We start from the raw sequence: 12,217 nt of genomic DNA, 5'->3' as shown, positions 1-12,217 counted from the left end.
GACCGCGCCGCGCACGCCGGGCGTCTGGGCGTCGCTCAGCTTCCGCCTCTCGATCCCCACGGCGATCCGCGCCGACTTCTGGCGCGCTGCCCCCGCCGTCGTCGCGGGCTGGGCGACCGGCGGACTCTTCCTCTCGCTCGGGGCCAACATCGTGCACAACGAGCTCGGCGGCGACGCGCACCTCTGGCAGGGCCTCGCGGTCGCGATGCTCGCGGGCGTCGGAGCGATCACGGCCTTCGTGATGCGGCGACGGTCGCCGCGCACGCTGGTCGTCTTCGGCACGGCGGCATTGGCGGTCGGAACCGCGCTGTCGCTCATCGCCCTGGGCATCGGCTCGCTCCCCTTCTACCTCGCCGCGACCGCGGTGACCGGCATGGGCTTCGGCACCGGATTCTCGGGCGTCGTCGCCTCGCTCGCCCCGCGCTCGGTGGGGCTGCAGCGGCTCGCCCGCCCGTACCTGCTCGACCTGTACGAGACGACCGGTTACGCCGCGCACCTGGCGATCCGCGAGGGCCGCGAGCTGGTCTCGATCGAACGGCTGCAGAGCCCGCGCCGGCCGGTGCGACGCCCGCTCACCGGTGGCCGCTACCCGCTCCACGCCACCGCGATCGGCCTGGTGCTCCTCGCCCACGCCCCGGACGATGTCCGGGCGGAGGTGCTCGCGGCGCCCCTGCCGGCATACACTGCCCGCACCTACACCGACCCGGTCCAGCTGGAACGCCTCCTCGGCGACATCCGGCGCACCGGGTACGCGGTCAGCGACCGTCAGGTCGACGACATCCATGTCGGGGTGGCAGCGCCGGTGCACGGCGCGGACGGGTCCGTCGTCGCGGCGGTGTCGCTGGCGCTGACGGAACAGGACGTGGACGGCAAGAACATGATCCACCTCGTCCGGCTGACCGCGACCTCCATCTCGCGGACGCTCACCGCGGCGGGGTACGGACGCCCGGACGCGTGAACCCGGGGACCACCGCGGGCGCCGCGGTGGTCAGTGCACGCGCCGGGCGAGCGCGGCCAGCTCCTGTGCCGCATCCGCCTTCACCCGGGCGAGTTCGATCTTCCCGGTCTGACTGCGCGCGAGCGTCGGCCGGATGAACACGTGCCGCGGTTTCTTGTACCCCGCCAGTCGCCCATCCAGGTACGCGGCGAGGGCGTCGAGATCGAGCTCCGCGTCCTCCGCCGGGACGATCATGGCGCTGACCATCTCGCCGAATCTCTCGTGCGGCAGGCCGAACACGACGGCGTCCGCGATGGCGGGATGGGCGAGCAGCGCCTCCTCCACCTCGGCGGGGAAGACCTTCTCGCCGCCGGTGTTCACCACGGCGCTCAGCCGGCCGAGCAGTTCGATCGATCCGTCGCCGCGCGCGCGGGCCCAGTCACCCGGCATGACGTACCGGTGCTCGCCGATGACCGGGAAGGACTTCGCGGTCTTCTCCGGATCGCCGTAGTAGCCCCGGGGGAGGATGCCGCGGAAGGCCAGGATGCCGAGGGCACCCGCCGTCGGCGGGATCTCGGCCAGGTCCTCGCCGAGGAGGACGGTGCCGCCGGTGAGCATGAGCCGTGCCGGCAGCTCATCGGCTGAGCGGGTGGTGCCGAACGCGAATGGACCGCCCTCGCTCGAGGCCAGTAGTAGGTCGACGATCATGATGTCGCCCTGCTCGTGCAGGCGCCGTTTCACGTCGTCGCTGAACCGCATCCCGGAGCTGAGGATGGAGTCCACGCGCGGCAGGCCACGCCCGTCGGCTTCGACCGCCTCGACGAACGGCAGGGCGACGGCATCGCCGGCGACCACGAGGCGGGTGACGTGGTGGTCGTGCACGAGCCGCAGTGCAGCGGTGACGTCGAGGTGCGGGTGCTCGTGCAGCACGACGGTGCCGCCGAGGGCGAGCGTCCCCATCGTCGTCGACTGCGCCGTGCCGTGCAGCATGGGCGGCAGCGGCAGGGTGACCACGCGCGGCGTCGCCGGATCGGTCGCGATGCGGATCGCCGCATCAAGGTCGGCCGGGGGTTCGATGCCGATGATGCCCCAGGTGGACTGCCGGCGGGCTTCGAGCAGGGTGTCGAGTTCCCACACCACCGCCTTCGGCGACCCGGTGGTGCCGCCGGTGTAGAGCCGCAGGTCGGCGCCGAGCGGCGCCCGCTCCGGCAGGTCGCCGCCGGCCGCGACGATGTCGGCGTACGTACGGGCGCCCGGGATCGCGGGGCCGCCGTCGTCGACCGAGATCACGGCGACCGCGGGGTCCATACCCGCCACCGCGTCGGTCACGACCGCGCCGAGCGACGTGGGGGCGATGAGGACGGTGGCGTCGCAGTCCTCGAGCAGGGCGCGTACCTCACCGGCGCGATACCGGTAGTTGATCGCGACCGGCGCCGCACCGAGGGACAGGCAGGCCCAGAAGAAGGTGAGGTACTCGGTGCGGTTGTAGAGCAGGAGCGCGGCGGCGTCGCCGAGCCCCACCCCCTGGTCGCGCAGGTACCGGGCGACGGCGCCCGCCTCTCGCGCGAACTCGGCATAGCTCACCGTGCGATCGTGCGTGGCGATGGCGGGGCGCGCGGGATCCGCCCGGGCGATGCCCTGCCACAGGTCGCTGTAGTGGATGGTGTTCATGCGCTCTCCTGCATCGTGATGACGGCTCGTCCGGTGATCTCACCCCGGGCGAGCGCGGTGTAGGCGGCGTCCGCATCCGCCAGTGCATAGCGGCGGGTGACCAGCCGGGCGGTGTCGAAGCCGCCGGCGGCCGCGAGTCGCGCCACGGCGGGCAGGTCTTCCCGGGTGCGGCCCCCGAAGGATCCCACGATCTGCTGCCCGCGGCGCACCAGCGGGGTGATCTCGATCGGTGCGGTGGTGCCAGCCGGGGCGATGCCGATCGCCACCAGCCGGCCGCCGTCGTCGAGCATGCCGAGCGCCTGCGTGAAGGTCTCCGCCCGGCCCAGTGCCTCGAACGCGACGTCGACGCCGCCGGTCAGGGCGCGCACCGCGGCGACCGGGTCGTCCGCGGTGGCATCGACCATCGCGGTCGCGCCGAGCTCCCGCGCCCGCTCGAGTTTGTCGGCCGCGATGTCGACCGCGACGATCGAGGTCGCCCCGGCGGCGCGCGCCATCGGGATGAGGCTCGACCCGACCCCGCCCACGCCGATGATCGCGACGGATGAGCCCTCGCCGACCTCGCCGGCGCGGAACACGGCGCCGTAGGAGGTCAGCCCGGCGCAGCCGAGCACGCACGACGTGACCGCATCGAGCCCCGCCGGCAGCGGTGTCACCGCCGACAGGGGCACGACGCAGTACTCGGCGAGCCCGCCCATCGAGTACATCGCGAGGAACGTCCCGTCCGGCATCCGTAGCCGGCTCTCACCGTCGAACAGGGTGCCCTCCAGGCGGTTCCGGCGGAAGAACTCGAGGCACAGATCGTCGCGGCCCCGCAGGCACTGCGCGCAGTGGCGGCACGGCATGATGAAGGCGGCCACGACGGTGTCGCCGACCGAGATGTCGCTGCGGGTATCCGCGCCGATCGCGACGACCCGCCCGCTGACCTCGTGGCCGAGGACGGCGGGCCGCGGGAACGCGACATCGCCCTTGATGACGTGCAGGTCGGTGTGGCACACCCCGCACGCGATGACCTCCAGCAGCACCTCGTCGGGGCCGGGCGTCGGGGTCGGGACCGTCATGATCCGAAGCGATGGTCGCCCGTCGGCCAGGACTGCTGCCCGCATCGTTGCGGGGATGGTGTGCTGCACGATTCCTCGTTCCCGGTATCCCTGTGCAGCATCCTGTCGGCCGCGCCCGGCGTGACGCACGCGCTCTTCCGTGTAGTGGAAATCGCCCTCCGGGAGGGGCGTGGCGCCGTGTCATTCTGATCGCCGCCCGACGACGTGGCAATGAGGGGAGACCGACCATGGCACTGCAGGAAGCACTGCTGGACCCGACCGGCGCGGCCGAGGGGACCGCCGACAGCACGCTGTCGCCGCGACCGGTGAGCCTGAAGGGCCTGCGGATCGGGTTGCTGGACAACACCAAACCCAACGCCACGCTGCTGCTCGAGCAGATCGCCGACCACCTGCAGCGCGAGCACGGAGCGGGGGAGGCGACCCTGTACACGAAGGACTACTTCGGAACGCCGGTGGCGCAGCCGCTGCTGGAGCAGATCGTCGCCGCGAACGACGTCGTCATCACGGCGGTCGGGGACTGCGGGTCGTGCTCGGCGGCGAGCGTCGCCGACGGCATCCTGTTCGAGCGCGCCGGCGTGCCCACGGTCGCCATCACCTCCGACTCGTTCCTGATGTCGGGCCGGGCGATGGCCCAGGTGCAGGGCTTCCCCGGGTTCGCGTTCACCGCGGTGGCGCACCCGATGGCGAGTCTCACGGCGGACGAGGTGCGCGAGCGCGCCCTCACGGTGATGCCGGAGGTCCTGCGGATCCTCGGCGTGGAAGAGGGATAACTATGACGACGACGCTGACGGACCAGACCCCGACCGTGGATGCGGACCGCGTCCGCGATCTCGTGGAGTACTGCTACGGCCGCGAGTGGACCGACGGGCGGCCGGCCGTGCCGGTCACCGAGACGCTGCTGGCGGACTTCCTCGCCACGGTCGACCGCGACCCCGATGAGGTGCTGTTCACGATCAGCCACCTGAACCGCAGCCTCACGGTGCGCCTCGCCGCCATCAACGCGGCGATGGCCGGATGCCGCGCCGACTACTTCCCCGTGGTGGTCGCCGCGTGGGAGGCCATCGCGCAGGAGCCGCATCCGGCTCGCGGGATCTGGCAGTCCACCACCGGGACCGCCCCCTTCCTGGTGGTCAACGGCCCGATCCGCGATCGCATCGAGCTCAACAGCACCGGCAACATCTTCGGCTCCGGCTTCCGCGCGAACGCCACCATCGGCCGCGCCATCCGGCTCGGCTGCATCAACGTGTTCGGCTTGCACCCGCACAAACTGGACCAGGCCACCCAGGGCACCCCCGCGAAGTACTCCTCCTGCATCGCCGAGAACGAGGAGCAGAGCCCCTGGGAGCCGCTCCACGTGGAGCACGGCTTCGACGCCTCGGACAGCGTCGTCACCGCCTTCGTCATCCGCTCGGTCATCCACATCGAGGCACGGCACACGCAGGTGCCGGAGGAGCTGGTCCGCGACTTCATCGACACGATCGTCCGCACGGGCGCGCTCATCCACGAGTACACCAGCACCCTGCTGGTGCTGAACCCGGAGCACGCGGACGTGTTCGCCCGGGCGGGGTGGAGCAAGCAGGACCTGCGCGACTACGTCTACGAGAACGCCGTCCGTCGCCGCGAGGACCTCGTCGCGGTCGGGAAGGACGCGCTGTCGCACAAGACGCGGTGGCGCCTGCCCGGCACCCACCCCGACTCCATGCCCGACAGCGCGAGCGCCACCGACACCCCCGACGTCGTCCGCGCGCTCCACAACCCCACCTCGGTGCAGATCATGGTCGCCGGGGCCGACAACGCCGGGGTGTCCGCCGTCGTCGAGATCTTCACCCTCAACCCACCCCGGGAGATTCCCCTCTCCCTCAGCAAGATCGGAGTGCCCTCATGAGCGAATCGACGGATGTGGCCACGGTCGACGGGGCGCTGGCCCCCTTCACCGAGATGATGGCGGCGGACGGGTACGTCCTGAGCTGGTTGCCGTCGGAGGCGGACCGGATCGTGGTCCGCATCGAGGCCACCGACGGCGCGTGCGCGGACTGCCTCGTGCCGCAGCCCGTGATGGAGGCCATCCCGGAGAGCGCCGCGCACTGAGGCTCCCGTGCGTCTCTCGGATGAGGACAAGCGGATGCGGGATGGCGGGGACGGCGATGCCGTCGCCGCCGCGATGGACCTGCTGATCCGCTACGGCGACGCGCTGGAGGCGGAGTACCTGGTCGACACCCGGAATGTCGCCGGGACCATGACCCAGCCCTCGCCCGCCAAGGCCGCGCTCGTGGCCGAGGGCGGGTGGGCGCACGCCTACGCGGTCATGAACCTGGACTGCGACCGCGACATCGAGATCCCGGCGATGCGCGTGCCCACCTGTCAGCTGCAGCACGGGTTCGCCGCGGACGCCGAAGGCCTCACCGCCTACCCGGCGGACAGCATCCGGTTGCAGGAGGACGCGGAGTCGTACTTCACCGAACGCGGGGTCCGGGTGCTCGGCACCTGCACGCCCTATCAGGTGGGCAACATCCCGGTGCGGGACGAACACTGCGCCTGGATGGAATCTTCCGCCGTCGTCTACGCCAACTCGGTCCTCGGCGCCCGCACCAACTGCGAGGGAGCGGCGTCCACCGGAGCCGCCTCCCTCACCGGCCGGATCCCGTACTGGGGCAATCACGTGCCGGAGAACCGTTACGCCACCCATCTCGTCCGCGCCGACGTGGACATCGACGGCTTCCGCGAGTGGGGAATGTTCGGCTACTACGTCGGCGAGACCGTGCAGGAGGCACGGCCCGCCGTCACCGGCCGGTTGGCCCCGCCCTCGGACGCCGACCTCAAGCACTTCGGCGCCGCCACCGCCACCGCCGGCGGGGTCGAGCTCTACCATCTGCCCGGGGTCACCCCGGAATCTCCCACCCTGGATGCCGCGTTCGGCGGCCGCGCTCGCCCCGAGCCGATCCGGTACGGGACGGCCGAGCGGGCCACCGTGTACGACGCCCTGAACGCGCAGGGTGAGAGCACCGACGTCGATTTCGTCCTGCTCGGCTGCCCGCATGCCTCGCTCGCTCAGGTCAGCGAGATCGCCGGGATGCTGGAAGGCGCGCGGCTGGCCGACGGCACCCAGCTGTGGGTCATGCTGCCCCGCGCGCTGGCCGAGACGTCGCTGCGGGCCGGCTGGACCCGCACCATCACGCGAGCGGGCGGCCGGGTCCTCACCGACTCGTGCCCGGCGATGTCTCGGGCGGCTCCTCCCGGCACCCGGGTGTTCGCGACGGACTCCGCCAAGCAGGCCCATTACCTCCCGGCGATCCTCGGCATCGAGGCCTGGTTCGGCACCACCCGGGAGTGCGTCGACGCGGCGCTCACCGGACGCTGGCGGGGCACGCTCGCATGATCGTCCTCCGCGGCCGGGGGATCGTGCCGGGCACGGTCCGCGCCCCCGCGCTCGTCACCCGCGATCCCATCTCCGGCTTCGGCGGGATCGATGTGGCCACCGGGACCGTAATCGAACCGCGGCACGAGCTGTTCGGGCAGTGCTTCACCGGCCGGGTGCTGGTCTTCCCTGGCGCAAAGGGCTCCTCCGGCTGGTCCGGGTTCTTCCAGAGCACGCGGCTGCTCGGTACCGCGCCCGCAGCCATGGTGTTCGATGTCGTCACCACCAAGGCGGTGCTCGGCGCCATCGTGACTCGCGTGCCGACGGTCGTCGCCGCCCATCCCGCCCCGCTCGACACGATCCGGACGGGGGATCTGGTGGAGGTCGACGGCGAAAGCGGATTGATCACAATCCTGGCAACATTTTCCTAGCGCACGGTTCCATACAGTGAAAAGGTTGTTGGACCACTCTCGGCCGTCTTTGCAGACTCGTCGTGTCGCTCGCAATGGCGTGAGCGGATCATCCGGACACAGGAGTCAGACATGATCACATCAGTTCGCCGTACGGCATCCCGCCGCTGGGCGCTCGTCACCGCGACCATGGCAGCCGGAGCGCTCGCGCTCACCGGATGCGGCAGCGGAGGAGCCGCAACCCCTGCCACCGAGAACGGTGCGGAGCCGGCCGAGCTGACGCAGATGACCGTCGTCACCTTCCTGCCGCTGGAATCCTTCAGCTTCACCCCCGAGATGTTCGCCTACTCCGGCGGCTACTTCGAGAAGCACGGTCTCGACGTCGACCTGCAGCCGGTGCAGGGCACCTCGGCCGCGATCCAGTCCCTGCTGGGAGGCGCGACCACCATCACCCGCGCCAGCACCGTGGACGTCTTCCCCGCCATGGAGGACGGTCAGCCCCTCCGAGCCGTGGGCACCATGGCGTACAAATCGAACCTGCGCATGATCTCGGTCGAGGACAACCCCATCGAGTCCCCCGAGGACATGGAGGACAAGGTCATCGGCATGGGCTCGATCGGTGGCACCAGCGAGAAGCTGCTGAACCTGACCCTGGACGCCGCGGACATCCCCGCCGACTCGGTCACCCGTCAGGCGGTGCCGGTGACGGCCGCGACCCTCGAAGTGGTGCGACAGGGGCAGCTGGACGGCTACATCGTCAGCCTCGACACCTCCATCGGGATCGGCGAGCAGAACGACGACGCCGTCGTCGACGACGCGGGGCTCGGCGAAGCGCCCGACATCCAGACCTGGATCACCACGGAGTCGAACCTGGAGGACGACGCCAAGGTCGCGCAGATCGAAGCCTTCCTCGCGGCGATCCGCGAAGCCGTGCAGGACGTCATCGACGATGCGCCGAACGACTTCGAGAACGTGCTGAAGACGCTCCGCGACAGCGGCGACTGGTCCTTCCCCGCGCTCGAGGATGACGACGTCGCCGTCGCCGCGCTCGAGGTCTACACCACCCAGACGTGGGTCGACGCGGACGGCGGCGTGCCGCTCCTCGAGAACGACCTCGACGCCTGGGAGAGCACCTACGACACCTACGTGAAGGCCGGCATGCTGCAGGGCGGCAAGGACCCGGCGGACTGGATCACGAACGACTACGTCCCCGCGGACTGACCGGCCCCCGGTCGGGAGAGAGGATCACCGATGATCAATGAGACACTCACCCCCGATTCTCCGGCGACGGAGGCGACGGCACCCCTGCCGCGCCTGCGCATCCGGGGGGTCGGGCGGGACTTCCAGACCAAGGCGGGGGTGACCAGGGCGGTGTCGAACGTCGACCTCGACATCGAGCGGGGCGAGTTCGTCGCGTTGATCGGGCGCTCGGGCTGTGGCAAGACCACCCTGCTGCGCATGATCGGCGGGCTGCTCGCGCCGAGCGCCGGCACCATCGAGGTCGACGGCCGGCACCTGTGGCGCGACGACCGGGTGGAGCACTCCGCCGTTGCCCGGCTCGGGTTCGTGTTCCAGGAGAGCAACCTCTTCCCGTGGTTCTCGGTGCTGGACAACATCGCGCTCCCGCTGAAACTCCGCGGCGTCGGCAAGGCCGAGCGCCGCGCCCGCGCCACGGAGCTGGCGGAGCTCGTCGGCCTCGCCGGGTTCGAGAAGTCGTACCCCCGCGAGCTGTCGGGCGGGATGCGGCAGCGCGCCGCGATCGCCCGTTCGCTGAGCACCGAGCCGGACCTGCTGCTGATGGACGAGCCGTTCGGCGCGCTCGACGCGCTCACCCGGGAACGGATGAACCTGGAGCTGCAGCGCATCGTGCTGCAGACCCGGTCCACGGTCGTGTTCGTGACCCACGACATCCCCGAGGCGGTGTTCCTGGCGGACCGGGTGGTTCACATGACCCCCCGCCCGGGCCGCATCCGCCAGATCCTGTCGGTTCCCGACGCGAAGCCCCGCGACATCGAGCTGCAGACCACCCCCGGATTCAACGAGATCGTGCGGAACCTCCGGCACGACCTCGACGAGGAGGAATGAGCATGACCACTCTGCAGGCACCGCCGGACCAGCCGACGACGACCAGCGTCGTCACCGCCGCGCGCCGCAAGTCCCAGGCGCGCACCATGAAGCTGCTGCCGTGGATCGTCACGCCCGGCCTCGTGATCGTCATCATCGGGCTCTGGCAGCTGTGCGTCACCGTCTTCGCGGTGAACCCATTCGTGTTCCCGCCGCCGGCCGCGGTGGGGGAGGCCTTCGTCACGCTGCTGATCGATCCGAAGACGTGGGGCGAGGCGGGCATCACGATCACCGAGATCCTCGTCGGCTTCGTCATCGCGGTCGTCATGGGCATCGTCGTGGGCGTCGTCCTCGGCAAGCTTCCGTGGCTCGAGGTCAGCATCCGGCCTCTCATCGTCATCGCCCAGGTCGCGCCGAAGGTCGCGTTCGTGCCGCTGTTCGTCATCTGGTTCGGTTTCGGACTCACCTCGAAGATCGTGCTCGCCGCGCTCCTCGCCTTCTTCCCCGTCATGCTCAACGTGCTGCTGGGCGTGCGCTCGGTGGAACGAGGCCAGCGAGAGGTGATGAAGAGCCTCAACGCGTCGCGCGCGCAGACCTTCACGCAGCTGGAGATGCGCAGTCTCCAGCCGTACCTGTTCGCCGGGATGGAGGTGGCCATCGTGCTCGCCACGATCGGCGCCATCGTCGGCGAATACCTCGGCGGCAGTGTGGGACTCGGCGCGATGGTGGTGCGGGCGATGAACTCGCTCGACGCCGCCCGCACGTTCGCGCTCATCCTGCTGCTGTCCCTCATCGGACTCGCGCTGTACCTGGTGGTGAACGAGGCCAAACGCTTCTTCATCCCCTGGCACGAATCGGTCTACGGGCTGCGAGAGAGCTTCTGACGTCCTCGCCCGCCGCGCGCCCGCTCCGGGTGCGCGGCGGCGGCGTGGGAAGCTAGCGGACGTGACGGAAGACAGATCGCGCGACCGCATCCAGAGCATCGAGCGTGCCGTCGCCGTGCTCCGTGCATTCGGCGGTCACGACGCGGCCCTCAGCGTGAGCGAGATCGCCGGCCGGGTGGACCTGCCGCGGCCGGTCGTTCGCCGCATCCTCCTCACCTTCGAACACATCGGGTACGTCCGCGCCGAGAACGGCCGCTGGACGTTGACCGCCCGCATCCTGGAGCTCGGCGCGGGCTACTTCGCCGCCTCCTCGCTGCCGGAGATCGCGCAGCCCGCCATGGCGGACATCGTGGCCCGCACCGGCGAGACCTGCAGCATCGGCGAGCTGGACCTGCCCGATGTCATCCACGTGGCCCGGGTGGAGGAACGTCGCGCGCTGCAGGATGCGGTGCGCGTCGGCACCCGGCTCCCCGCGCACGCGACGGCCGTCGGCCGGGTACTGCTGGCGGGGCTCCCCGACTCCGAACTCGAGCACTACCTCGCGGATTTCCCGCGTGAAGCGTTCACGCCGCACACCCTGGTCGACGCCGCGAAGCTGCGTGCCCACCTGCGCCTCGTCCGCGAGCGCGGCTTCGACGTGTCGGTGGAGGAGCTTCACCCCGGGATGGTCGCCGCCGCCGTGCCGATCATTGTGCAGGGGCGCGCGGTGGCGGGGCTGACGGTCTCATCGACCACGGTCCGCTCGGGCGCGGCGGAGCTGGAATCGCGCATCGTGCCGGTGCTCAGCCACAGCGCGGCACGGATCGCCGACGCCTACCGCGCGGCGAACCCCGGGCTGTTCCGCGCCGCCGGCTGACGCCGCATCCTGCTGACCCGACGCCGCATCCTGCGGGCGCCCGCGATCAGCGCGCGGACACCGGAGTGGGAACCACCATCGCGGCCGTCGGCGCTTCGGTGCCGAGGTACGCGCCGTCCGCGCGCAGCCGCTGCTGCAGCGCGGTGATGTCGACGTCCCCCACCGGCACCCCTGCACCGAGGGCCAGATCCGCGGCGGTGCCCGCCGCCTGCCCCATGGCAAAACAGGGGCCGGTGACGCGTCCGGAGGACTGTCCGCCCTGCGTCATCGACGCGCACCGACCCACGACGAGGAGGTTCGGCACGCCCTGCGGCACCAGCATCCGGAACGGGAGCTGGTTGAAGCCGCGGCTCTCGACGGGAGCGAAACGGAACTCCACGTCGCCGGCGACATGCGCCTCGACCGGCCAGCCGTTGACACCGATCGTGTCGTCGAAGTCCGCGCAGCCGAGCACGTCCGCCTCGGTGAGGACGTAGCGGCCGAGGATGCGGCGGGTTTCGCGGATGCCGATCTGCGGGGCGATGTCGACGACGTAGGAGTCCTCGAACCCGGGGGTGCGTTCGCGGATGAACGCGAATGTGTCGCGCACCTGCCGGCGTCCCTGCAGCTCGCCGTGGGAGAGCTGCCGGACGTCCGTGCCGTCGACCGCGGAGCCGTCGTCGTTGCTGAGCTGGGTGAGATTCGACCGCCACTCCAGCGGGTTCCGCTGCGGCCGCACGATGGGCTTCTTCCGCGGGAAGCGGTGGGTTCCCGCGGCTTCCGCATCCGCCATCAGCTGCCGGATCGTGCGCCAGGCGGGGCCCGCCTTCACCGGGTCGACCCCGTTGATGCGGAACATCAGCGAGGGGTACAGCAGATGCTCGGACCGCTCGAACGGGGCGCCGGACCAGGCCGCGAGATCCGCATCGCCGGAGCCGTCGATGAACACGCCGCCCCGGACGGCCTGCCGACCGGATTTCGACTCGATCACCACCGCCGCGAT

General features: G+C 70.9%; 13 protein-coding genes. 10 read left to right on the top strand and 3 right to left on the bottom strand.

What is annotated here, in order from left to right; all coding sequences use genetic code 11:
- A partial coding sequence (locus NT132_RS12330; RefSeq protein WP_297789387.1) for an IclR family transcriptional regulator C-terminal domain-containing protein occupies positions 1-958 on the top strand: 958 nt, incomplete at its 5' end.
- A gap of 30 nt (positions 959-988) precedes the next feature.
- On the opposite strand, the gene NT132_RS12325 is transcribed toward NT132_RS12330, so the two are convergent.
- Both NT132_RS12325 and NT132_RS12320 read right to left on the bottom strand, forming a co-directional pair.
- Positions 989-2,608, bottom strand: coding sequence for an AMP-binding protein (locus tag NT132_RS12325; RefSeq protein ID WP_297789384.1), 1,620 nt, complete (start codon positions 2,606-2,608; stop codon positions 989-991).
- Positions 2,605-3,666, bottom strand: a complete 1,062-nt coding sequence (locus tag NT132_RS12320; RefSeq protein ID WP_297789382.1) for a zinc-binding dehydrogenase — start codon at positions 3,664-3,666, stop codon at positions 2,605-2,607. The genes NT132_RS12325 and NT132_RS12320 overlap by 4 nt, the downstream gene beginning before the upstream one ends.
- Before the next feature lie 227 nt (positions 3,667-3,893).
- Between NT132_RS12320 and NT132_RS12315 the strand changes: the two genes are divergently transcribed.
- The 9 genes from NT132_RS12315 to NT132_RS12275 all read left to right on the top strand — a co-directional run bounded on the left by NT132_RS12315 (position 3,894) and on the right by NT132_RS12275 (position 11,235).
- Entirely contained in the window at positions 3,894-4,436 is a 543-nt protein-coding gene (locus tag NT132_RS12315; RefSeq protein ID WP_297789379.1) for a UGSC family (seleno)protein, read from the top strand.
- Between the two features lie 2 nt (positions 4,437-4,438).
- Positions 4,439-5,551: a hypothetical protein gene (locus NT132_RS12310; RefSeq protein ID WP_297789376.1), complete on the top strand. Its 1,113-nt coding sequence runs from the start codon at positions 4,439-4,441 to the stop codon at positions 5,549-5,551.
- Entirely contained in the window at positions 5,548-5,754 is a 207-nt protein-coding gene (locus tag NT132_RS12305) for a hypothetical protein (RefSeq protein WP_297789373.1), read from the top strand. The genes NT132_RS12310 and NT132_RS12305 overlap by 4 nt, the downstream gene beginning before the upstream one ends.
- Before the next feature lie 7 nt (positions 5,755-5,761).
- Entirely contained in the window at positions 5,762-7,042 is a 1,281-nt protein-coding gene (locus tag NT132_RS12300) for an aconitase X catalytic domain-containing protein (protein ID WP_297789370.1), read from the top strand.
- Positions 7,039-7,452 carry a DUF126 domain-containing protein gene (locus NT132_RS12295; RefSeq protein WP_297789367.1) on the top strand — a complete coding sequence of 138 codons (414 nt, stop codon included), beginning with the start codon at positions 7,039-7,041 and terminating at the stop codon, positions 7,450-7,452. Before NT132_RS12300 ends, NT132_RS12295 begins: the two co-directional genes overlap by 4 nt.
- Positions 7,453-7,563: 111 nt before the next feature.
- On the top strand, positions 7,564-8,652 hold the full coding sequence (locus tag NT132_RS12290; protein ID WP_297789364.1) for an ABC transporter substrate-binding protein: 1,089 nt from the start codon (positions 7,564-7,566) through the stop codon (positions 8,650-8,652).
- Between the two features lie 30 nt (positions 8,653-8,682).
- Positions 8,683-9,516 carry an ABC transporter ATP-binding protein gene (locus tag NT132_RS12285; protein ID WP_297789361.1) on the top strand — a complete coding sequence of 278 codons (834 nt, stop codon included), beginning with the start codon at positions 8,683-8,685 and terminating at the stop codon, positions 9,514-9,516.
- A gap of 2 nt (positions 9,517-9,518) precedes the next feature.
- A complete protein-coding gene (locus NT132_RS12280; protein WP_297789358.1) occupies positions 9,519-10,379 on the top strand; it encodes an ABC transporter permease in 861 nt (286 codons plus the stop codon).
- A gap of 61 nt (positions 10,380-10,440) precedes the next feature.
- Complete coding sequence (locus NT132_RS12275) at positions 10,441-11,235, top strand: IclR family transcriptional regulator C-terminal domain-containing protein (RefSeq protein WP_297789355.1); 795 nt, start codon at positions 10,441-10,443, stop codon at positions 11,233-11,235.
- Positions 11,236-11,281: 46 nt separating this feature from the next.
- Here NT132_RS12275 and NT132_RS12270 read toward each other — a convergent pair.
- Positions 11,282-12,217: FAD-dependent oxidoreductase (locus NT132_RS12270; protein WP_297789352.1), on the bottom strand; the 936-nt coding region annotated here is incomplete at its 5' end.

This window comes from Microbacterium sp., from assembly GCF_026393345.1.
Lineage (GTDB): Bacteria > Actinomycetota > Actinomycetes > Actinomycetales > Microbacteriaceae > Microbacterium.
Note: the sequence above shows the minus strand (reverse complement) of the source record. Positions and strands in the feature narration are given on the sequence as shown.

Bases quoted from the DNA above. Each gene is read 5' to 3' on its own strand.
- NT132_RS12325 (WP_297789384.1), bottom strand. From the start codon at position 2,608: ATGAACACCATCCACTACAGCGACCTGTGGCAGGGCATCGCCCGGGCG.
- NT132_RS12320 (WP_297789382.1), bottom strand. From the start codon at position 3,666: ATGACGGTCCCGACCCCGACGCCCGGCCCCGACGAGGTGCTGCTGGAG.
- NT132_RS12315 (WP_297789379.1), top strand. From the start codon at position 3,894: ATGGCACTGCAGGAAGCACTGCTGGACCCGACCGGCGCGGCCGAGGGG.
- NT132_RS12310 (WP_297789376.1), top strand. From the start codon at position 4,439: ATGACGACGACGCTGACGGACCAGACCCCGACCGTGGATGCGGACCGC.
- NT132_RS12305 (WP_297789373.1), top strand. From the start codon at position 5,548: ATGAGCGAATCGACGGATGTGGCCACGGTCGACGGGGCGCTGGCCCCC.
- NT132_RS12295 (WP_297789367.1), top strand. From the start codon at position 7,039: ATGATCGTCCTCCGCGGCCGGGGGATCGTGCCGGGCACGGTCCGCGCC.
- NT132_RS12290 (WP_297789364.1), top strand. From the start codon at position 7,564: ATGATCACATCAGTTCGCCGTACGGCATCCCGCCGCTGGGCGCTCGTC.
- NT132_RS12285 (WP_297789361.1), top strand. From the start codon at position 8,683: ATGATCAATGAGACACTCACCCCCGATTCTCCGGCGACGGAGGCGACG.
- NT132_RS12280 (WP_297789358.1), top strand. From the start codon at position 9,519: ATGACCACTCTGCAGGCACCGCCGGACCAGCCGACGACGACCAGCGTC.